This window comes from Algoriphagus aestuariicola (assembly GCF_017254835.1).
In the GTDB taxonomy this organism is placed as follows: domain Bacteria; phylum Bacteroidota; class Bacteroidia; order Cytophagales; family Cyclobacteriaceae; genus Algoriphagus; species Algoriphagus aestuariicola.
Genome location: NZ_JAFKCW010000002.1, coordinates 42,187 through 63,245, shown reverse-complemented (window position 1 = coordinate 63,245; position 21,059 = coordinate 42,187). Strand labels below are relative to the sequence as shown.

Below are 21,059 nucleotides of genomic sequence, written 5' to 3'. Positions count from 1 at the left end.
CAGGAATATGAAACTCTGGCAAAAAGCCACCGGCAGCAAAAAAGAAGTCGAACAGTTTACGATCGGAAGAGATCCCGAATTCGATATTGTACTGGCTCCTTTTGACGTCCTTGGGTCCATGGCCCACGCACAGATGCTGGAGAAAATCGGTCTTTTGACTTCGGAAGACAACGCCATTTTGCAAAAAGGCCTGAAGGAAATCTACTCCGAAATAGCAGAGGGGAAATTCGTTATCGCGCCGGGAGTCGAGGACGTGCATTCACAGGTGGAATTTCTGCTGACAGATCGCTTTGGTGAGGTTGGAAAAAAACTCCACAGTGGCAGGAGCCGAAATGACCAGGTTTTGGTGGATCTTAAGTTGTTTTACAGATCCGCGATTAGGGAACTTGTTGAGGAAACGGAAGAGCTCTTTACCCTGCTGATTGAACTCTCAGAGAAACACAAAGGCGACCTGATGCCAGGCTATACCCACACCCAGTTGGCGATGCCTTCGTCCTTTGGGCTTTGGTTTGGCTCTTTTGCGGAGGGCCTGACAGAGGATTTGGGGCTTTTGAAAGCAGCATTTGACTTGAGCAACAAAAATCCTTTGGGATCTGCGGCCGGTTATGGTTCGAGTTTCCCTTTGGATAGGACGCTGACCACTGAGCTTTTGGGATTTGCTGACCTTCACCACAACGTTATCAACGCCCAAAACAGTCGGGGCAAAGCCGAGCGGACTTTAGCCTTTGCAATGGCTGGATTGGCTGGGACACTGAATAAGCTGGCAACCGATGTATGCCTCTTCATGAACCAGCATTTTGCCTTCATTTCTTTTCCAGACGATCTCACCACGGGCAGCAGCATCATGCCGCACAAGAAAAACCCGGATGTCTTTGAACTGATCCGCGCCAAAACCAATCAGATCCAGGGAGTGCCGACAACGGTGAGCTTTCTGCTTACCAACATGAGCACCGGGTATCATAGGGACATGCAGTTGCTCAAGGAGGAGATCTTTCCGGCATTTGAGAAACTGAAATCCTGCATTGGAATGAGCACCTTCATGCTCAAATCCATCAAAGTCCGCCAAAATATCCTTCAAGATCCCTTTTACAAGCACGTCTTCTCGGTGGAAGTAGTCAATGAACTTGTAATCAAGGGCGTCCCATTCCGTGATGCGTACAAGCAGGTAGGTGTGGAAATCGAGGCTGATCAGTTTGCTCCCGACCAAAACCAACTGAATCATACCCATGAGGGCAGTCTTGGGAATCTCTGTCTGGATGCGATAAACGCCAAAATGGAAGCAGCCATCCAAGCCTTTGATTTCAGCAAAATCGACGCCGCGTACGGAAAATTGATCGGGTAATTTTTTTGCTCCGCCCATCCAAAAGGGGACAGAGATTTCGGGCAAAAATTATATATTAAGAGTCACTGCTTTTTTTCGAGCGGTACAATTCTTATTTTCTGCCCTATGAATGGACTTTTTGGAGAAAATCTAAAATACGACCTTAAAGCAAGCCTGGTGGTTTTTTTGGTGGCCCTTCCGCTTTGTTTGGGAATCGCGGTGGCCAGCGGAGCACCGCCAATGGCTGGGCTGATTGCCGGAATCGTCGGCGGCATCGTGGCGGGTTCCATTTCTGGTTCCCATGTAGCGGTCAGTGGACCGGCGGCGGGCCTTACGGTGATAGTCCTTGATTCCATCTCCAGTTTGGGTGGATTTCAGCTGTTTCTAGGAGCCGTCGTGGCGGCAGGCCTCATTCAACTAATCTTGGGATTGGTTAAGGCTGGGGTATTGGGTTACTATTTCCCCCATTCGGTCATTAAGGGAATGCTTACCGCAATCGGATTGATTCTGATCCTGAAGCAAATCCCCCATGCGCTTGGCTATGATAAGGACCATATCGGCGATATGGCCTTCGAACAAATGGACCAGCACAACACGTTTACCGAGATCTACTACGCCTTTATCTACAACAGTCCAGGAGCTATTCCGATTGTGTTGATAGGTCTTTTGATACTTTTTCTCTTTGAGAAGCCCAAAATCAAAACCCACAAGCTGTTTGGGATCATTCCTGGGCCACTTTGGGCAGTCATCGCGGGAATTTTGATTAACGAGACCTATAGGTTTTGGATACCCGGTTGGCAGCTAGGCGGAGACCACCTGGTTTCAATTCCCGAGCTGACCAGCCTTGGCGACATCACCTCTCTCTTGACTTTCCCTGATTTCAGTCTGATTGCTGACCCCAATTTCTGGTTGGTTGCCTTCACTGTCGCAATCATCGCAAGCATCGAGACCCTGCTCAGCGTAGAAGCTGGAGACAAACTGGATCCCTACAAGCGTATCACTCCAGCGAGCCGGGAGTTGGTGGCACAGGGCACCGGCAATATGCTATCCGGCTTCATCGGAGGATTGCCGCTCACGGTGGTCATCGTCCGAACTACGGCCAATGTTTCCTCAGGGGCAAGAACCAAGATGTCGGCGATTTTTCATGGCTTTTTGTTGCTTATCCTAGTGTTGGCAATCCCGGGATTGTTGAACAAGATCCCACTGAGCTGTCTTGCCGCGGTATTGTTTTTAGTAGGCTATAAGCTTGCCAATCCAGCCATTTTCATCAAGGAGTACAAAAAAGGATTTGACCAATTTCTACCCTTCATCCTGACTGTAATCGCAATACTCCTGACAGATCTGCTCGTCGGAATTGGAATTGGAATGGTCGTTGGACTCTTCTTCGTCATCAAAACCAACTTCCACCGCTCTTTGGTAGTCACCGAACTGAACGGAAACTATCTGGTCAAATTGCAAAAGGACGTATCTTTTTTAAACAAGGCACCTTTGATGAAGCAGTTATCCACCATTCCTCCTGGCAGCAACGTGGTCCTCAATGCCGTAAAAGCTCGGTTTATTGACCATGACATAAAGGAGTTGCTGGACGATTTCATCGAAACCGCACCAAACAAGGATATAGAAATAATACTGGAAGGATTCAGTAACCACGTGAGACAAAAAGCATGAACCCATACGAAAAACTCCTACTCCAAAACAAGGCCTGGTCCGAGGAAAAAGTACAGGTGGACAAACATTTTTTTAGTCGATTGGCTGGCCAGCAAAAGCCAAAATTCCTATGGATAGGATGTTCTGACAGCAGGGTTCCTGCAAATGAAATCACCGGAACCGACCCAGGCGAAATATTCGTTCACAGAAATATCGCCAACATGGTGGTTCATACCGATCTGAATATGCTGTCGGTCCTTCAATACGCCGTGGAAATCCTCAAAGTGGAACATGTCATCGTGTGCGGGCACTACGGCTGTGGCGGTATAGAGGCAGCGTTGACCAACAAAAGCTTCGGATTGATCAACAAGTGGCTTCGCAACATAAAGGAAGTCTACAAGATGTATCAGGGCGAGGTGGAGGCCATTGAGAGCCATATTGAAAAGGTCAATCGACTTGTAGAACTCAACGTGATGGAACAATGTCAAGACTTGATCAAAACATCTATCATCCAAAAAGCCTGGAAAGAACGGGGTGCTCCGGAAATCCACGGTTGGGTCTACGGCTTGAAAGACGGAAGAGTCAAGGAACTGACCACCATCAAAGCTGATCCAGAATCCGTCAACCCCATCTTCAGATACAATTTGGATGAATTGTAATTGAAATTTTACCAGGAAGCAGGAAATCGATTTTGATTTCTCAGTTCCCGGGTTTTTCTTTGCAGATCCTTTCACTTTTTAGTGCGGGGATTTATACAGAAGAGGCGAGAGACAGGCTCTGAGACCCTCTGGCAACCTGGAAAATCCAAGGTGCCAATTCCTGCCGTAAGAGGTGTTCTCTTTCGGAACTATAAATTCCTTGCAAAATGAACAAGCGATTTATTCCCCGTTTTTCCTTAGGCTGCCTGCCTGATTTTATTGCCCACGATAGCAACGTCCTGTGGCGTACGGCTTATTTCAAACCCGACTCTAGACTTATTCCATTTGTTTGTCGGAAACAATATTCTTCTTCTAACCCTTTAACCTAAATTTTATGTCTGCAAATTATCGCTTTGAAACCCTCCAGCTTCATGCTGGCCAAACTCCCGATCCTGCCACCAATTCGAGGGCAGTACCGATTTACCAAACAACCTCCTACGTTTTCAACAGTGCTGAGCACGGAGCAAACCTCTTTGGCTTGAAGGAGTTTGGCAACATCTACACGAGGATCATGAATCCCACGACGGATGTCTTCGAAAAAAGAATCGCCGCGCTGGAAGGCGGAGTGGCTGCGGTGGCTACCGCGTCCGGGCAGGCCGCGCAGTTTTTGGCATTAAACAACATCATGCAGGCTGGGGACAATTTTGTCTCCACGAGCTTTCTCTACGGCGGCACTTACAACCAGTTCAAGGTTTCTTTCAAGCGCTTGGGGATTGATGCGCGCTTTGCGAAAGGTGATTCTCCAGAAGCTTTTGAAAAGCTGATTGATTCGAAAACAAAAGCCATTTACCTGGAAACCATCGGCAATCCGGAGTTCAATATCCCCGATTTTGATGCAATTGCAGCGCTCGCCAAAAAACATGACATCCCCTTGGTGGTGGACAATACTTTTGGCGCAGCTGGCTACCTGTTCCAGCCTATTGCCCATGGAGCAAACATCGTGGTATCCTCTGCGACCAAATGGATAGGAGGACATGGGACTTCGATCGGTGGGGTGATCGTGGATGCGGGAAACTACAATTGGGGAAACGGAAAATTCCCACAGTTTTCCGAACCGTCCGAAGGCTATCATGGCTTGAATTTCTGGCAGGTTTTCGGGGAAAACAATCCTTTGGGCCTTCCGAATATTGCTTTTGCAATCCGCACACGCGTTGAGGGCTTGAGGGATTTCGGTCCGGCAATTAGCCCATTCAATTCCTTCCTTTTGCTCCAAGGCATTGAGACGCTGTCGCTGAGAGTGCAGAGGACCGTAGACAATGCCTTGGAAATTGCCAAATGGCTTGAGGCACATCCGCAAGTATCAAAGGTGAACTACCCAGGCCTTCCCTCTTCCCCTTATCATGCATTTGGCAAGAAATACCTCAAAAACGGCTTTGGAGGGGTTTTGAGCTTTGAGATCAAGGGAAGCAAGGAACAGACGTCAGCATTCATCAATAATCTGGAATTGGTATCCCACCTAGCCAATGTCGGTGATGCAAAGACGCTCATTATCCAGCCTTCTGCGACAACCCACCAACAGCTGTCAGACGAAGAGCAATTAGCTTCAGGCGTCACCCCTACCCTTTTACGAATTTCCCTCGGCATAGAGCATATCGACGATATCAAAGCCGACTTGCAGCAAGCATTCGAAAAAATCTGATTGATTACCTAATGAACTTAACAAGCCAATACGCTGAACCAACTATGACCCAGGAAGTTTTCCATTCATCTGAACCCTTGCACTTGGAATCTGGCGAAGTCCTCAAAGCGTTTGAGCTGGCCTACACCACCTATGGGCAGCTGAATCCGGAAAAATCAAACGTAATCTGGGTCATTCATGCCTTAACGGGCGATTCCAAGGCGGCGGAATGGTGGAATGGTCTGATTGGCGAGGACAAGTTTTTTGATCCAGCCGACCATTTTATCATCTGCGCCAATCTTCTCGGAAGCTGCTACGGGTCCACCAATCCTTTCAGCGAAAATCCGGAAAGCGGCGAGCCCTATTTCTATGATTTTCCACAGGTGACCACGCGAGATCTTGCCGCAAGCTTGGAAAGGCTCAGAATCCATCTCGGAATTCACCAGATTCATACGCTGATAGGGGGATCACTTGGTGGACAGGTTGGCTTGGAATGGGCGGTGATCCTTGGTAAAAAATTAAAGCATGCGGTTATTTTGGCATCCACAGCCAAGACCTCCCCTTGGGTGGTCGGCTTCAACGAGACCCAAAGAATGGCCATAGAGTCTGACTGTACTTGGGGGGAACGCCACGAGCTTGCGGGAATAAAGGGATTGGAAACTGCCCGTGCCATCGCCATGCTCAGCTATCGCCATCCTGATGACCTGACCGTGAAGCAAAGTGAAAGGGAGGAAAAGCTGGACGGCTTCAGGGCTGCCTCCTATTTGCGCTATCAGGGACAGAAACTGGCGAAGAGATTTAATGCCCTTTCCTACTGGACACTTTCCAAAGCCATGGACAGCCACGACTTGGGCAGAAATAGAGGCGGCGTGGACGTTGCCATCTCCTCCATCGAGGCAAGGGTTCTAGCCATCGGTGTCAACGCAGACTTGCTCTTTCTACCCACCGAAACGCAATACATCAGCCAGAAGGCTAAAAGAGGAACGTATAAGGAGATCAACTCCACCGCAGGCCATGATGCGTTCCTGATTGAGTTTGAGCAACTGGCTTACTTTCTCAAGTCCTACTACCTGGAGCAAAACTGAAAAATGGCGGGTTTGGCCCGCCATTTTTTATTCTATTCTCGTCCACTCCACTGTCTTTCCCACAAAAGAAAAACCAAGGTAGCCTTTCACCTCCAATACTTCCTTGGATTGGAGTTTAAGCTCACATGAGTAGGTTTTACCGGAGTTTGGATCATAGATCTCACCGTCCTTCCAGATCCCTTTTGCATAGGTCAGCCCATCCAAGAGCTTCAATCCGACCAATGGCCTTTTCCTTAAGGTATGATCCTCATTGTTTTTGTCTGTGGCAGGCTTTCCATCCGGATTTGGGTTTTTCAGCCATACGATTTCTCCCGAGTAGATGGATCCTGTTTTCTGGATATCGATTTTGGCTGTTTTCTCGGTGTTGTACCACAATCCTACGATTGCATCCGCTGATTGGGCCCGGGCCTGGAGCACAGTGATTAGAAATAAGACCAGTGTGCCTGACAGGAGTTGACTTGTTTTCATAAAAATTAAGGTTTGATATCCCTAAATACGGATAGATTTGAAACTGTTATGAACGAGGCAGAAAATTTGACGCAACATCGAAAAGGACTTTCATCGCAGTTCCATGGGTACACTTTTGAATTTCTTTTGGAAAAAGCCCTTTGGATCAAAGAGTTGGACACCCTTTTGATCGCTGATCTGCATTTTGGAAAAGCAGCCCATTTCCGAAAGTCAGGTATTCCCATCCCAGAACCTATCCATGATCTTGATTTGATTCGGCTGAGAAGGCTACATGATCATTACCAGCCAGCCCAAACCTATTTTCTGGGAGACTTGTTCCACTCGGACTGGAACGAGCAGTGGACATTTCTCAACCACTTTTTGCAAGGAATAGACGGTACAAAGTTTCACTTGGTCAAGGGAAATCATGATGTACTTTCACCGGCGGCCTATCTTCAATCCACGCTGACCATCCACGAGAGTCCGTTGGAGTTTGGGCCATTTCTCCTCTCCCACGAACCTTTGGGTGTGGTACCGGATGGCAAGCTCAATATCTGCGGACATATCCATCCGGGGATTCGGTTGGTAGGCAGAGCAAGACAGTCCCTGATCTTGCCGTGTTTTTTTCAATCAGAAACGCAACTGCTTTTGCCGGCATTTGGAAACTTTACCGGATTGGCAAGGGTGAGGCCGAGTGCCCAAGATAAAGTTTGGGCGATTGCCGATGAAAAAATCATCCCCGTCCTTTCTGGCACATCGATTGGTTAAATCCCTCCGGCTTTCCTATTTTTGACCTGAATTAACCAACTATGGCTAACCCATCCCGCAAGAAGAAAACCCTCGGACATTTTAAGTTTGGAAGTGTGCTCTTCAGCACCACCCTTTCTCTTTTTATTGTTGGGCTTTTTGGAGTGATATTGATCCAGGCCAGGTCATTGACAAAAATGATCCGGGAAAACGTGGAAGTGCAGGTATTTCTCGACAAAGGGCTTTCCAAAGAACAGCTCGCTGACATCAAAAAAAACATTTCAGGGCGGCCATTTATTCTGACCAAATCGGATACGCTCGGTCTGCGATTCATTTCGGATGAGGAAGCGGCAGCCACTTTCATCGAAAATACCGGCGAGGATTTCACGGAGTTTTTGGAGGACAATCCCTTGAGGGATAGCTATGTGATCGTAGTTGCAGAGGAATTTCAAACGTCGGAGCAGTTAGACATCATTGCCAAAGAACTGGAAGCAGTACCAGGCGTGTTTGAGGTTTCGTACATGACTGACCTCGTTGATTCGATCAACAAGAATCTTCTGAAAGTCAGTTTGGTGATGGGAGGATTTATCCTAATCCTTATCATTACCGTCGTAATGCTCATTAATAACACCATTCGCTTGGCACTCTTTTCCCAGCGGTTCCTCATTCGCTCGATGCAACTCGTCGGTGCGACCAGGGGCTTTATCCGAAAGCCATTCCTGATGCGCGCGCTCCTATTTGGAATGGTTGCCGGCGCTGTAGCATCAGCGATATTGTTTGGCTTGGTGGAATATACCAAGTCGAACATCGAAGGGTTTGTCATGCTGCAAAACCAAGAGTTGCTGTTTCTACTATTTGCGACATTAATTCTGACAGGTGGAATACTTTCAGTCCTTAGCACCCTAAGGGCAGTAAACAAATATTTAAACATGTCTCTTGACGAACTTTATTAACCATGGACAATTCCCCACTTCCTTTTTCCAAAAGAAACTACAGGCTAATGCTGGTCGGCTTAGGCATGATTGTCCTTGGATTTATCATCATCAGTCTCGATGGTCAGCCTAACGGGAATGGAGTTCTCGGTCTGACAGTCGGCCCCATCGTGACCTTGGCGGGTTTTATTTTTGAGTTTTACGCGATTTTTGCAAAAGCTGAAAAGAGCTGAATCATCCTTCCTGCCCACTTCCAGCAGGTGACTACCAATTCATAATTATGCAGCAAGAAGCGTACGGAGAAGTATTTCTGATAGACAAGCCACTGGAATGGACATCCTTTGATGTTGTTAAAAAGGTAAGAAACGCACTCCGTATCAAAAAAGTGGGCCATGCAGGCACCCTCGATCCATTAGCAACCGGATTGCTGATCGTATGCGCCGGTAAACAAACCAAGCAGATCGAAACCTACATGGGCCAAGAAAAGGAGTACACCGGCACCTTCGTGATCGGCTTCACCACCGAATCATTTGATTTGGAAAAGCCCGTCATCCCTGTGGGAGATTTTTCCAAGCTCACTATCGAGCAAGTCAAAGACGCCGCGGCGCAGCTCACAGGGGATATCCTTCAGGTACCACCGATGCACTCTGCCATCAAAGTGGACGGAAAGCGGGTCTATGAGTCTGCTCGAAAAGGTCTGGAAGTAAAAATGGAGGCGAGGCCTGTTCAGGTCAGGGAGTTTGAAATTACCAGATTTGCGGGTAATGAAGTCGATTTCCGGATTTCTTGTTCCAAAGGAACCTATATCAGGAGCTTGGCGCGGGACTTGGGCGAGCTACTCGGTACGGGAGCTTATCTAAAGGCCTTGTGCAGAACCAGAATTGGCAATTTCCTGCTGGCGGAGGCCCATGAGCTGCCCGAATTGATCGAAGAAATCAAAGCCAGACCCCATGAAAATCTATGAAGGCCTTGAGGGATTCACACCGGTAAGGAATGCCGTGGTGACTTCGGGTACTTTTGACGGTGTTCATCTCGGACATCAAAAGATTCTGAAGCGGATTCGGGAAATCGCCCGGTCGATTCAGGGTGAGACCGTTCTGATTACTTTTTGGCCCCATCCCCGACTGGTTCTTTATCCCGATGAACACAAACTGCGGCTCCTCAGCACTTTCGAAGAGAAGACCAAGCTACTGAGACAGTTTGGGATAGACCACTTGATTACGATCCCATTTACCCAAGAGTTTTCCCGGCTGACCTCCCAGGAGTTTATCCGAAAAGTACTAATCGATTCGATTCATACTCGAAAGCTAGTCATCGGCTACGATCACCGATTTGGCAAAAATCGCGAGGGAAGCTTTGAATACCTGAAAAGTAACAGTCATACTTTCGGTTTCGAGCTGGAAGAGATTTCCAGGCAAGACGTGGAAGAGATCGCCGTGTCGAGCACAAAGATCCGAAAAGCACTGGAGTCTGGTGATGTCAAAACTGCCGAGAGCTGCCTAGGCCGACCTTATGAACTCAATGGGCTCGTGATCAAAGGCCAACAAATAGGACGTTCTATCGGCTTTCCAACGGCGAATATCCATATTCCCAACGACTACAAACTTATCCCGAAGGATGGCGTTTACGCTGTAGAGGCCTCCGTAGATGGTACACTTTATAAAGCCATGCTAAATATTGGCAACAGGCCCACGGTAGACGGAACCAAAAAAACTGTGGAAGCCAATCTGTTTGATTTCCAAGGCGATCTATACGACAAGCAGATCACGGTTTACTTCCGGGAGTTTTTGAGGGAAGAGCGAAAATTTGACAGCTTGGAGGCGCTGAAGGATCAACTCATCCAAGACCAGCGTTCAGCAAAGTCTTTACTTTAAACCCAGATAAGCTATGATTGACAAAACTGTAAAAGACGCGAAGGAGGCGGTGGCCGACATTCCCAGCGACAGCGTGCTGATGATGGGGGGATTTGGGCTGTGCGGAATTCCGGAAAACTGCATCCAAGCCCTTTTGGAAAAAGAAATCAAGGGGCTTACCATCATCTCCAACAACGCCGGTGTCGATGATTTTGGAATTGGCCTTTTGCTGCAAAAGCGGATGGTCAGAAAAATGATCTCCAGCTACGTGGGCGAAAACGCTGAGTTTGAGCGACAGCTGCTCAGCGGAGAGCTGGAGGTGGACTTGATTCCCCAAGGCACTCTTGCGGAGCGGGTCCGAGCCGGAGGCGCTGGCATCCCAGCTTTTTATACTCCCGCCGGAGTGGGCACAGAAGTGGCCCAGGGAAAGGAAGTCCGGGAGTTTGACGGCAAGCTCTATCTGATGGAAAGCTGGCTGAAGGCTGATTTTTCGATAGTGAAAGCCTGGAAAGGGGATTCCTCTGGGAATTTGATCTTCCGTGGAACGGCAAGGAACTTCAATCCTGTAATGGCTACCGCGGGCAGGATCTGCATTGCTGAGGTCGAGGAACTGGTAGCGGATGGTGAGTTGGATCCGAACGAGATCCATACCCCTGGGATTTTTGTGCAGCGAATTTTCCAAGGAAAGAACTACGAAAAAAGAATCGAAAAGCGAACTGTAAGCCAATAACGCCATGCTAACCAAGGAACAAATAGCCAAACGAATCGCCAAAGAGGTAAAGGATGGCCAGTACATCAACCTGGGCATAGGCATACCCACATTGGTCGCCAATTATATTCCCAAAAACCTCAATGTCGTGCTCCAGTCAGAAAATGGACTCTTGGGGATCGGCCCTTTTCCTACCGAAGACGAGGTAGACGCGGATTTGATCAATGCGGGAAAGCAAACCATTTCCATGCTTCCGGGCTCCGCACTGTTCAATTCGGCCGATTCGTTTGCCATGATTCGTGGCGGACACGTGCATCTGACCATTCTTGGGGCGATGGAAGTGTCTGAAAACGGGGATATTGCGAACTGGAAAATTCCCGGCAAAATGGTGAAGGGCATGGGCGGTGCCATGGACTTGGTAGCGTCTGCCGACAATATCATTGTGGCGATGCAGCATTGCTCCAAAGACGGAGAATCCAAGCTTTTGCCCAAGTGTAGCCTTCCTATCACGGGTATCAAGTGCGTTAAAAAGATCGTCTCTGACCTTGCCGTATTGGAGGTAGTTTCCACGGGGGGCTTTGTTTTGAAGGAGCGTGCCCCGGGTGTGTCCGTAGACGAGATCAAATCCAAAACAGCCGGAAAGCTCATCGTCGAGGGTGAAATTCCGGAAATGACATTCGATTAAACCACACAAACTGGAACTCGTCGCAGCGTTGGCGGGTTTCTTCCTAAATTTTATCCAAATGAAAAAATCAGACATCAATTTCCAGATCGAACTGGATGAAAATAACCTCCCCAAAGCAATTCAGTGGGACGCCTCAGACAAGGAATCCGCTGGCATGGAGTCCACCAAAAGCATTAGCGTAAACGTATGGGACAATCTGAACCATGCAACACTGCGAATCGATCTTTGGACAGAGGAAATGTCTGTGGTGGAAATGAAAAGATTCTACATCGATATCTTAGGCGGAATGGCCCAAACCATACTCAACAGCACCGGAGATGAATACTTTTCCGAAGAGATGAAGGAACTTTGCGATCGTCTGGTGAAACATGTGAATGAGGAGAATAAAAGGAATTCCTGATTCAAAATCATCTAAATACTAGGCATGGCGTTGACCATGCCTTTTTTGTATCCACTTCAAGCGAAAAATCATTTTTTAGTAATTTTTAATAAATCAGACTTCCTGCTTCGGTTTTTCTAAAGGACTGTAAGAATAATTTTTGATTCTCTTCAAAAAGCCCTCAGTTTCCATTTTTGGCCTTTTTTAGGTATGGGAAACTGCTTGTTTAAAAAAGTAAGGAACGATTGTTAATTGGGTTTTTAATCTAAATTTCGATCAATTCAAAGATCAATCACCTCAATTGAAAAACCCAAAATACTCACAACAGATCGCCTATGAGAAATCTTACTAACAAGATCTGGGTGGCAGTGTTTACGCTGTTTTTGCTGGTTTCCCAAGGAACGGAAGCCGCATTCGCCCAGACCACCATCTCCGGTACCGTGACCGATTCGGACACGAAGGAGACCTTGGTTGGAGTAAATATCATCGTGAAAGGAAAAGTGATCGGAACTATCACTGACCTTTCGGGTAAATTTACACTCAACGTCGCTCAGCAGCCCCCCCTTGTCCTGGTATTTTCCATGGTAGGGTATTCACCAAAAGAAATCGAAATCACCAACGCAAATACCTCTGACTTGATCGTAGACTTGAGCGAGCAGACGATGCTTGGTCAGGAAGTGGTGATTTCTGCATCTCGGGTTGAAGAAAGCATCCTCCAATCTCCAGTATCCATCGAAAAAATGGATATTCTGGCAATTCGGGATACGCCAGCTGACACCTATTATAAAGCCATTGCCAATCTCAAGGGGGTGGATGTCACTTCTTCCTCGATCAATTTCCAAATTGTCAATGCCCGGGGATTCAACTCGACGGGTAATACCCGATTTGTCCAACTGACGGACGGGATGGACACGCAGGCTCCGGCCTTGAATTTTCCGATTGGAAACCTGAATGGCCCATCCGAACTGGATGTGGAAAGCGTGGAGTTTATCCCAGGCTCGGCATCCGCGCTGTATGGCCCAAATGCCTTCAACGGCATCCTTCTAGTAAACAGTAAGAGTCCATTTGAATACCAAGGGTTGAGCGCTTTCTATAAGCAGGGGTTCAACCATTTCGGAGGGACGGCAGGAGAACCAACCAGCCCCCAGCCTATGTATGAAGGATCTATCCGCTATGCGAAGGCATTCAACAACAAAGTAGCCTTTAAAATCAATGCTTCTTTTATGCAGGCAGAAGATTGGTACGGCACTGACCAGACTGATCTGGCAGCATCAACACAGGGAGACCTTCCTTTCAACCCCGGAGCAAATCGCGTCCACGTCTACGGTGACGAAGTGGCCAACAACATTGGCCTCCTACGAAATGTAGGCGCAATACAACAACAGGCACAAGCGCTTGGCCTTGGGGGATACCTATCCAGCATTCCGGATCAAATCGTGTCTAGGACGGGATATGATGAACGATACCTCGTGGACTATGGGGCCAAAAATTACAAAGTCAATGGAGCGCTCCACTACAGAATCAGCGATAAATCTGAGCTATCCTACACTTTGAATTACGGTGCAGGTACCTCAGTGTACACCGGTGCGCAGCGATATTCCCTCAGAAATTTTGAGATTACCCAGCACAAACTGGAACTGAGAGGATCCAACTATTTTCTGCGAGGATATACTACTCGGGAAAATTCGGGAGAGTCTTATATCGCCGACTTGACTGGGGTCAATATCAATTCCATGTGGAAGGATAATTCCAGCTGGTTTGGCCAATACACACTCGCTTACATGGGTGCCTTGGCCCAGCAGGGAGTGGCCCCAGGTACACCCGGTACCACGGCCCAGCAAGCTGCTGCCCACAACGGTGCGCGAGCCTTTGCGGATCAGGGACGATACGAAGCCGGTTCAACTGATTTTGAAAATGCTTCCAAGGAGATTAGGAGCCAGTTCATTCCCGAGGGATCGCTTTTCAACGACAAATCCAGGATGTATATGGCGGAAGGTCAATATGATTTCCGTGAGGAAATCGATGTGATTGACCTTCAGGTCGGTGCACAATACCGCGTATACGAGCTGAGATCCAACGGGACCATCTTTGCTGATGTAGAGGGCAATGACATTACGATATCAGAATATGGAGCTTTTGTCCAGGCCGCAAAGAGAATATGGAATGACAAACTAAAAATTTCAGGAAGTCTGCGGTATGATAAAAACGAAAACTTTGATGGACAAATCAACCCAAGAATCTCTGGGGTCTTGACTCAAAACAACCACAACATCAGGTTTTCTTACCAAACCGGTTTTAGAATGCCTACTACGCAGGCACAGCATATAGATCTCAATGTGGTATCTGCGCGTCTGATTGGCGGCTTGCCATACTATCGGGAGAAATATGATATTTTCACCAATGCCTTTACCCTGGCTTCAGTGGAGCAGTACGTTGCCAAGGTAGGATCTGGTACCAGCCCGATATCCCCTGAAGCGACAGCACTGCTGCAGCCTGCAACTGCGGAGGATTTTCCGGAATTGCGTCCAGAGCAGGTGAGATCCATAGAAATCGGCTACAAGAGTTTGTTGAGTAACAACAACATCATGGTAGATTTCGCCTACTACTACAATACCTACAACGATTTTATCACGCAAAACGCAGTAAGAAAGGCACCTGGACCAGTTTATCCAGTTCCAGCAAACGGTGATCAGTTAGCGGTCAATGCAGTCAACGCCCCTAGCCTTTTGACTCCCGTTACCATCCCAGGAAGTGAAAATACCTTTCAAACCTACACCAACTTTACCGAAGGCAACGTAAGGGCACATGGTGCGGCATTAGGGATCACTTTCAATTTGCCGAAAAACTATACTTTATCAGGCAACTACAACTTCAACAAACTCCTCTCCTCACCTTCCGAGGGATTCCTAAACGACTTCAATACGCCTGAACATAAAGGAAACATCGTTTTTGGCAACAGAAGGCTCACAAAAAACATGGGGTTCAACGTCGCTTGGAGATACCAGACCGAGTTCCGATGGGAATCATCGTTTGCTAGAGGAGACGTGCCTGCAGTTTCCAATTTTGACGCGCAATTGAGCTACAAAGTCAGCTCGATCAAGTCGATCATTAAGCTCGGTGGCTCAAATATCTTCAACAACCGCTACATCTTGAATTTCGGTGGGCCGAAGATTGGAGCGATCTATTATGTCTCGATCACCTTTGACGAACTGCTAAACTGACCTCATCCATGAAAAATTTCATAAAATACTCATTCATACCCTTGTTTGGAGCTGTAGTATCCTGTACCTACGATTTTCCAGCTGACGAAACGCAAGTGCCAACTGCAGGTGAAGCCAACTTTGCGAAAATGGTGGTCATCGGCGACGGCATAGCGGCGGGCTTCATGGACGGAGCGCTATATGACAGAGGGCAGGGAAACTCTTTTGCCGTGAGACTGGCGGAGCAGATGAGCCTAGTCGATGGAGGTGCGTTTACTCAACCCTCCATCAATTCGGTCAATGGCTATTATGGTATGGGGCCAAATAATACGATTCTGGGCAGGCTGATACTTAAAACAACCAATGGCGTCACGTCTCCGGCTCCCATAGGACCCGGAGAATTGCCGACAGCGTATGGTGGAAATAAGGCGGAGCTGAACAATTTCTCCGCCCCAAGTTTGACCCTTGGCCTGGCACTTATCCCCCAGACAGGAGGACCAAATGTCCCTCAAAACCCTGCCTTCAACCCATATTATGCGAGATTTGCTTCCAACCCAGGTGCGTCAACCCCAATCGGGGACGCAGCACAGGCCCTGGGATCAAGTGGCACATTCTTTTCATTTTGGTTGGGTAGCAGTGATGTGCTGGGCTACGCCATTGGCGGTGCCTCCAATCCCCTGATATTGACTTCCGATTCCGATTTCACTCAGAGATATTCTCTCGCGCTCGGAGCCATGTTGTCTGCCAATCCAGATGCAAAGGGCGCTGTGGCAAATATCCCTAACCTTAACGTACTGCCTTATTTCAATCTGGTGCCCTGGAATGCGCTTCCTTTGGACCAAGGTACAGCGGCGGCGGTAAACCAAGGATTCGCCGCCTACAATGGCGGCCTGGTCCAGCTGAAAAATATGGGGCTGATTAACGAGGAAGAAAGGGTCTTGCGTACGATCAACTTTGTAGCGGGACAGAATGGATTCCTCATGTCTGACGAAAGCCTAACCGACCTTAGCCAGTTTGGACTTCCATCCATCAGACAAAGCAAAGCATCCGACAAGGCTACGCTTACTTTGGCGCAAGCCTTGGGTCAGCCTATTGGCGGAAATTCCCAAGTCGTGCGAGGAGTGAGCTATCCTGTCGAGGATGTCTACGTCCTGACCCCTGCGGAACAAACGCAAATACAAACAAAAATCGACACGTTTAACGGGATAATTTCAGCTGCGGTGCAGGCAGATGCGCAGCGATTGGTCTTGGTTGACATCAATGCTTTTTTGAACCGAGTGCTACAAGGACAGGTCAACTTTGGCGGTGCTGTATTAAATGCCTCCATCATTCCGCCAAACGGTGGGTTTTCCGTGGATGGCGTTCATCCAAATGGACGTGCGCATGGATTTATTGCCAATGAATTCATCAATGCCATCAATGCCAAATGGGGATCCAATATTCCACTCACCAATCCCAACGCAATTCCTGGAAACGATATCCCAGTTCAATAGGAAAACAGAAGCCATCTAGCTTGCTACAAAGCTTGAATTTTAAAAAAGGAAAGGCCCATGAAACTGGATTTCGTGGGCCTTTTCTATGAGATTATCTTTGTAAATCAATGAACTTCTCCCATCAGCTTCCGCAGAACAGGTTTCAGTAAAAATAGAAGCAGTGCAGATCCAATTACCGTGTATACGATGGTCATAAACTGGTCAGGCATTGCAGCCAGGCCCTCTTCAGTGCCTCCGCTCGCCTCACCTGCGATTATTCCTGCGAAGAGATTACCAAGTGCGACGGACAAAAACCAAATCCCCATCATTTGTCCAGCATAGCCTTTCGGTGCCAACTTTGTTGTAAGGGAAAGTCCGACAGGTGACAAGCTCAGCTCACCAAAGGTGTGCAGCATATAGGTAATGATCAGCCAGGTAGGGGCCGCCAGATCTCCTGAAGCTGCAATCTTCGTAGCAAAGTACATTACAAAAAAGCCCAGTCCCAGCAGGAGCAGGCCAAAAGTAAACTTCATCGGGGAGCTGGGCTCTAGATGAATTCTTCCGAGCCATACCCACAGGGCCGCAAATATTGGTGCAAAGATGATGATGAAGAGCGAGTTGATCGACTGGAAATAGCCGGTAGGAATCTCCCAGCCAAAGACAGTTCGGTCGGTAAAACGCTCCGCGAACAAGTTCAGCGTAGAGCCTGCCTGTTCAAAGCCGGACCAAAACATCGCAGAAAAAACGAAAAGAATGGCAATCGCACCCACCTTCTTTTTGTCTGAACTCACCAAGCCACCAAAAAGTATAACATAGCCCAAGTATCCGAAAGCCACAATCGCAATGACCGTCCCTGAAGCTCCCGCAATGGCAGAGGCGTTGATTGGGATGATCCCGGTAAACAAAACTCCGACAACGGCGGCAACCATCAAACCTATAACCGAGGTGATCGATTGGAGCTTCCTTTTCGAAGCGACTTCTTCCGAAGTGATCGCAATGGGAGGCTCTCCATATCCGTCTAGGCTACCTCCAGTGAGTTTGTATTGGATCAATCCAAATACCATTCCCAAGCCAGCTAAACCGAAACCCATATGCATATCAAATTCGGCCACGGTGCTACAGGCAATCGGTGCAATGAAGCCTCCCAAGTTGATGCCCATGTAAAATATTGAGAAACCTGCATCTCTTTTGGAGCTCCCGGCAGGATAAAGCTGTCCGACGATTGAACTGATATTGGGCTTGAGCAATCCCGTGCCCAATACGATCAAAATAAGTCCCAAAAAGAACGAGGTGGTGTCAAGCGTACTTAGCGAAACTTTGGGTTCCGATCCGCCAGCTATCCAAGATTCAATTCCAGGAAGAGCCATCATGAAGTGGCCCAAAGCGATGATGATACCACCATACCAGACTGACTTCTTCAAACCAAACAGACGGTCAGCCAGCCAGCCTCCAGGCAGTGCCAAAAGGTAAACTCCCATCGTGTAAAGCCCATAAACTGCACCAGCCGTTTTGTCGTCAAACCCCAGGCCTCCATCCACTATTGCTTTGGTCATGAAGAGGATGAGCAATGCCCGCATGCCGTAATAGCTAAAGCGTTCCCACATTTCTGTGAAAAACAAAGTCATTAGTCCTTTGGGATGTCCAAAAGCGGTGGGTCCGGTAAATTCAGAGTTAAGTTGTTTTTCCAAGAATTGATATTTTTTTAAGAAACAGAACTGCAATGATAAACTTTTTTGGCGCTTGTTTAAAAAGTTTTCCCTAGTTGGCATGGATATCAAGTGCAATTTCACCTAACAACCCAAAGCCGGATTTGGAGGGATTCCAAGAAAGCTGACAAAAATCAAATATTGTTCTGATTTTTCTTCGTAATCGATTGAACTGCGAAATTTCGATGATTTTTTGGTTTTGAATTTCAATAATCTCTCTAATTTTGGTGAGATTATTTTCAGAATATAAACCCAAAAATCTTATGCAGGACCTAGTTCTGACTCCTACAGTTTCCCCCTATCCACTCCCTGATGTGGATACTTCGGGAAAAGTTTTTTCGAACCTGACTCCAGCGGAATTGGTGGAGCATTCCCTTCGCAGGAAAGAAGGGTTTCTTTCTTCCACAGGAGCGCTAATGGTAGATACCGGGGCGTTTACCGGTCGCTCACCCAAAGACCGCTACCTGGTTTTGGACGAAAAGACAAGAGAAGCCGTTTGGTGGGGAGATATCAACATCCCTTTAGACGAAGAGAAATTTGATCAGCTGTTGGCTAAAATGAAAAACTATCTGGCTGACAAAGATCTCTTTGTGCGCAATGCGCTAGCTGGCGCAGATCCAAACCACCAGCTCAGGCTGAAGGTCATCAACACCATGGCTTGGCACAATCTGTTTTGCTACAACATGTTTCTGAGACCGACCAAGGACGAACTCAAAAATTTCAAATCGGATTTTACCATCATCTGTGCACCAGGCTTCGAGGCAGATCCCAAAACCGATGGAACCCAAAACGCCAACTTTGTCATTTTGAACCTCACGAAGAGAATGATCCTCATCGGCGGCACAGCCTACGCCGGAGAGATGAAGAAGGGGGTTTTTTCGGTGCTTAACTTTTTGTTGCCACATGAAAAAGGAATTCTTTCTATGCACTGCTCGGCCAATATGGGCAAAGACGGTGATACCGCCATTTTCTTTGGGCTTTCCGGAACGGGCAAAACCACGCTTTCGGCAGACCCTGATCGTCAGCTAATCGGAGACGACGAACATGGCTGGACGGAAGATTCCGTCTTCAACTTCGAGGGAGGATGCTACGCAAAGGTGGTAGATCTGAGCCGTGACAAAGAGCCAGAAATCTACGATGCGATTAAGTTTGGTTCGGTGGTGGAAAACACCTGCTTCAAAAACGGAACTAGGGATATTGACTATGGCAATCGCTCTCTGACTGAAAACACCCGAACAGCCTACCCCATCCACTACATCCCGAATGCACTCCAACCTTCCATAGGCTCCATTCCGAAAAATATCTTTTTCTTAACAGCGGATGCTTTTGGAGTGATACCACCTATCTCCCGTCTGAACAAGAGTCAAGCCATGTACCATTTCATTTCAGGATACACGGCGAAGGTGGCCGGCACCGAAATGGGCGTAATCGAGCCCAAGCTGACCTTTTCGGCTTGTTTTGGAGCGGCCTTCCTTCCGCTACATCCCACCGAATATGCAAGGCTGTTTGGAAATAAGATGGAAAAAAATGAGGTGAATGTCTGGTTGGTCAATACCGGTTGGACTGGTGGATCGTATGGGGCAGGCACAAGGATGAAGCTCTCCCATACACGCGCTATGATCAAGGCAGCGCTACAAGGAAAACTTGAATTCGCTCCCTACCATGTCGACCCGGTGTTCGGCTTTATGGTTCCGAATATCTGTCCGGACGTACCCTTTGAGATCCTCAACCCAAGAAACACTTGGGACGATGCTGAACAATATGACCGCACCGCAGAGAATCTTGCAAATGCCTTCAAGGAAAACTTCCGTAAATTCGAAGACTTTGCCGATGAGGACATCCTAAAGGGAGCTCCCTTGAAATAATCCGAAAAAGACGGGGTGTGAGTACCGCACCTCGTCTTTTTATTAGTAAAGTAAGGTCACTATCGCCTATTTTTGCGATTCTATATTCTTTCGGCCTAAAGGCCCACACAAACCAGAAATTCAAACCTAATGAAGACAGCAGAAATCATTACTGAAAAAGGTACAATGAAGGTGGAGTTTTTTGAAAAAGACGCCCCAAACACAGTTCAAAACTTTGTGGATCTATCCAAAAAAGGCTTTTACGACGGCCTCACTTTTCATCGCGTCATTCCTAATTTCGTGATCCAAGGCGGCTGCCCCATCGGTAATGGAGCTGGCGGTCCTGGATATAAAATCAAATGCGAGCTAGACGGCGGAAACCAGTATCACGACCGAGGCGTGCTTTCTATGGCCCATGCGGGTAGAAACACAGGAGGCTCCCAGTTTTTCATCTGCCATAGCCGTACCAACACCGCCCACTTGGACAGAAACCACACCTGCTTCGGAAAAGTAATTGAAGGTCTGGAGGTGATCGATGCAATCCATGCCGGAGACAAGATAGAAAAGATCGTCATCTCAGAGACTGAAGCTTAATTGAAAATCCCTCGAACGAGGGATTTTTTGTTTGATAGGTTTGAATAGCTTGGCAAGTTCACAAACCTTGCCGCTGGGGAGTGTGGTAATTTGCATTGGATTGGAATGGAAATTGAGCAACT

The 21,059-nt window shown here is 47.7% G+C and carries 19 protein-coding genes and 1 riboswitch; of the genes, 17 read left to right on the top strand and 2 right to left on the bottom strand.

The genetic code is table 11. The features are described from left to right. Positions 1–7 precede the first annotated feature (7 nt). The 5 genes from argH (at position 8) to J0A67_RS07500 (ending at position 6,369) form a co-directional block, all read left to right on the top strand. Positions 8–1,342, top strand: coding sequence for an argininosuccinate lyase (gene argH / locus J0A67_RS07520; RefSeq protein WP_206568702.1), 1,335 nt, complete (start codon positions 8–10; stop codon positions 1,340–1,342). A 105-nt stretch (positions 1,343–1,447) separates the two neighbouring features. Further along, entirely contained in the window at positions 1,448–2,989 is a 1,542-nt protein-coding gene (locus J0A67_RS07515) for a SulP family inorganic anion transporter (protein WP_206568701.1), read from the top strand. After that, entirely contained in the window at positions 2,986–3,627 is a 642-nt protein-coding gene (gene can, locus J0A67_RS07510; protein WP_206568700.1) for a carbonate dehydratase, read from the top strand. Before J0A67_RS07515 ends, can begins: the two co-directional genes overlap by 4 nt. Positions 3,628–3,715: 88 nt before the next feature. After that, a riboswitch (SAM riboswitch) is annotated at positions 3,716–3,824 on the top strand. A 176-nt stretch (positions 3,825–4,000) separates the two neighbouring features. Beyond that, complete coding sequence (locus tag J0A67_RS07505) at positions 4,001–5,305, top strand: O-acetylhomoserine aminocarboxypropyltransferase/cysteine synthase family protein (RefSeq protein WP_206568699.1); 1,305 nt, start codon at positions 4,001–4,003, stop codon at positions 5,303–5,305. A gap of 11 nt (positions 5,306–5,316) precedes the next feature. Beyond that, the gene (locus tag J0A67_RS07500; protein WP_206568698.1) at positions 5,317–6,369 is read left to right on the top strand and encodes a homoserine O-acetyltransferase family protein; all 1,053 of its coding nucleotides are present in this window, start codon (positions 5,317–5,319) and stop codon (positions 6,367–6,369) included. A 27-nt stretch (positions 6,370–6,396) separates the two neighbouring features. Here the strand turns inward: J0A67_RS07500 and J0A67_RS07495 are convergent, their stop codons facing one another. Beyond that, positions 6,397–6,837 carry a DUF2147 domain-containing protein gene (locus J0A67_RS07495; protein ID WP_206568697.1) on the bottom strand — a complete coding sequence of 147 codons (441 nt, stop codon included), beginning with the start codon at positions 6,835–6,837 and terminating at the stop codon, positions 6,397–6,399. Between the two features lie 48 nt (positions 6,838–6,885). On the opposite strand from J0A67_RS07495, the gene pdeM reads away from it, so the two are divergent. The 10 genes from pdeM (at position 6,886) to J0A67_RS07445 (ending at position 16,814) form a co-directional block, all read left to right on the top strand. Then, on the top strand, positions 6,886–7,584 hold the full coding sequence (gene pdeM / locus J0A67_RS07490; RefSeq protein ID WP_206568696.1) for a ligase-associated DNA damage response endonuclease PdeM: 699 nt from the start codon (positions 6,886–6,888) through the stop codon (positions 7,582–7,584). Positions 7,585–7,625: 41 nt separating this feature from the next. Beyond that, positions 7,626–8,516 (top strand): cell division protein FtsX, encoded by an 891-nt coding sequence (locus tag J0A67_RS07485; protein WP_206568695.1) that lies wholly within the window; start codon positions 7,626–7,628, stop codon positions 8,514–8,516. A gap of 2 nt (positions 8,517–8,518) precedes the next feature. Further along, positions 8,519–8,728, top strand: coding sequence for a DUF3098 domain-containing protein (locus J0A67_RS07480; RefSeq protein WP_206568694.1), 210 nt, complete (start codon positions 8,519–8,521; stop codon positions 8,726–8,728). A gap of 47 nt (positions 8,729–8,775) precedes the next feature. Next, a complete protein-coding gene (gene truB / locus J0A67_RS07475; protein ID WP_206568693.1) occupies positions 8,776–9,459 on the top strand; it encodes a tRNA pseudouridine(55) synthase TruB in 684 nt (227 codons plus the stop codon). After that, positions 9,446–10,369: a bifunctional riboflavin kinase/FAD synthetase gene (locus J0A67_RS07470; protein ID WP_206568692.1), complete on the top strand. Its 924-nt coding sequence runs from the start codon at positions 9,446–9,448 to the stop codon at positions 10,367–10,369. The genes truB and J0A67_RS07470 overlap by 14 nt, the downstream gene beginning before the upstream one ends. A gap of 13 nt (positions 10,370–10,382) precedes the next feature. Further along, positions 10,383–11,078, top strand: a complete 696-nt coding sequence (locus J0A67_RS07465; protein WP_206568691.1) for a CoA transferase subunit A — start codon at positions 10,383–10,385, stop codon at positions 11,076–11,078. A gap of 4 nt (positions 11,079–11,082) precedes the next feature. Then, positions 11,083–11,742: a CoA transferase subunit B gene (locus J0A67_RS07460; protein WP_206568690.1), complete on the top strand. Its 660-nt coding sequence runs from the start codon at positions 11,083–11,085 to the stop codon at positions 11,740–11,742. A gap of 58 nt (positions 11,743–11,800) precedes the next feature. Then, positions 11,801–12,142: a gliding motility protein GldC gene (gldC, locus tag J0A67_RS07455; RefSeq protein ID WP_206568689.1), complete on the top strand. Its 342-nt coding sequence runs from the start codon at positions 11,801–11,803 to the stop codon at positions 12,140–12,142. Positions 12,143–12,456: 314 nt separating this feature from the next. Then, the gene (locus tag J0A67_RS07450; RefSeq protein ID WP_206568688.1) at positions 12,457–15,342 is read left to right on the top strand and encodes a TonB-dependent receptor; all 2,886 of its coding nucleotides are present in this window, start codon (positions 12,457–12,459) and stop codon (positions 15,340–15,342) included. Positions 15,343–15,350: 8 nt separating this feature from the next. Further along, positions 15,351–16,814 (top strand): hypothetical protein, encoded by a 1,464-nt coding sequence (locus J0A67_RS07445; protein ID WP_206568687.1) that lies wholly within the window; start codon positions 15,351–15,353, stop codon positions 16,812–16,814. Between the two features lie 104 nt (positions 16,815–16,918). On the opposite strand, the gene J0A67_RS07440 is transcribed toward J0A67_RS07445, so the two are convergent. Further along, positions 16,919–18,418, bottom strand: coding sequence for a peptide MFS transporter (locus J0A67_RS07440; protein WP_241265158.1), 1,500 nt, complete (start codon positions 18,416–18,418; stop codon positions 16,919–16,921). 344 nt (positions 18,419–18,762) lie between these two features. On the opposite strand from J0A67_RS07440, the gene pckA reads away from it, so the two are divergent. Further along, positions 18,763–20,364 (top strand): phosphoenolpyruvate carboxykinase (ATP), encoded by a 1,602-nt coding sequence (pckA, locus tag J0A67_RS07435; protein ID WP_206568685.1) that lies wholly within the window; start codon positions 18,763–18,765, stop codon positions 20,362–20,364. 129 nt (positions 20,365–20,493) lie between these two features. Further along, positions 20,494–20,937, top strand: a complete 444-nt coding sequence (locus J0A67_RS07430; protein WP_206568684.1) for a peptidylprolyl isomerase — start codon at positions 20,494–20,496, stop codon at positions 20,935–20,937. Positions 20,938–21,059 lie beyond the last annotated feature (122 nt).

Coding starts and splice junctions, on each gene's coding strand:
- argH (WP_206568702.1), top strand. CDS start 8: ATGAAACTCTGGCAAAAAGCCACCGGCAGCAAAAAAGAAGTCGAACAG.
- J0A67_RS07515 (WP_206568701.1), top strand. CDS start 1,448: ATGAATGGACTTTTTGGAGAAAATCTAAAATACGACCTTAAAGCAAGC.
- can (WP_206568700.1), top strand. CDS start 2,986: ATGAACCCATACGAAAAACTCCTACTCCAAAACAAGGCCTGGTCCGAG.
- J0A67_RS07505 (WP_206568699.1), top strand. CDS start 4,001: ATGTCTGCAAATTATCGCTTTGAAACCCTCCAGCTTCATGCTGGCCAA.
- J0A67_RS07500 (WP_206568698.1), top strand. CDS start 5,317: ATGAACTTAACAAGCCAATACGCTGAACCAACTATGACCCAGGAAGTT.
- J0A67_RS07495 (WP_206568697.1), bottom strand. CDS start 6,837: ATGAAAACAAGTCAACTCCTGTCAGGCACACTGGTCTTATTTCTAATC.
- pdeM (WP_206568696.1), top strand. CDS start 6,886: ATGAACGAGGCAGAAAATTTGACGCAACATCGAAAAGGACTTTCATCG.
- J0A67_RS07485 (WP_206568695.1), top strand. CDS start 7,626: ATGGCTAACCCATCCCGCAAGAAGAAAACCCTCGGACATTTTAAGTTT.
- J0A67_RS07480 (WP_206568694.1), top strand. CDS start 8,519: ATGGACAATTCCCCACTTCCTTTTTCCAAAAGAAACTACAGGCTAATG.
- truB (WP_206568693.1), top strand. CDS start 8,776: ATGCAGCAAGAAGCGTACGGAGAAGTATTTCTGATAGACAAGCCACTG.
- J0A67_RS07470 (WP_206568692.1), top strand. CDS start 9,446: ATGAAAATCTATGAAGGCCTTGAGGGATTCACACCGGTAAGGAATGCC.
- J0A67_RS07465 (WP_206568691.1), top strand. CDS start 10,383: ATGATTGACAAAACTGTAAAAGACGCGAAGGAGGCGGTGGCCGACATT.
- J0A67_RS07460 (WP_206568690.1), top strand. CDS start 11,083: ATGCTAACCAAGGAACAAATAGCCAAACGAATCGCCAAAGAGGTAAAG.
- gldC (WP_206568689.1), top strand. CDS start 11,801: ATGAAAAAATCAGACATCAATTTCCAGATCGAACTGGATGAAAATAAC.
- J0A67_RS07450 (WP_206568688.1), top strand. CDS start 12,457: ATGAGAAATCTTACTAACAAGATCTGGGTGGCAGTGTTTACGCTGTTT.
- J0A67_RS07445 (WP_206568687.1), top strand. CDS start 15,351: ATGAAAAATTTCATAAAATACTCATTCATACCCTTGTTTGGAGCTGTA.
- J0A67_RS07440 (WP_241265158.1), bottom strand. CDS start 18,418: ATGACTTTGTTTTTCACAGAAATGTGGGAACGCTTTAGCTATTACGGC.
- pckA (WP_206568685.1), top strand. CDS start 18,763: ATGCAGGACCTAGTTCTGACTCCTACAGTTTCCCCCTATCCACTCCCT.
- J0A67_RS07430 (WP_206568684.1), top strand. CDS start 20,494: ATGAAGACAGCAGAAATCATTACTGAAAAAGGTACAATGAAGGTGGAG.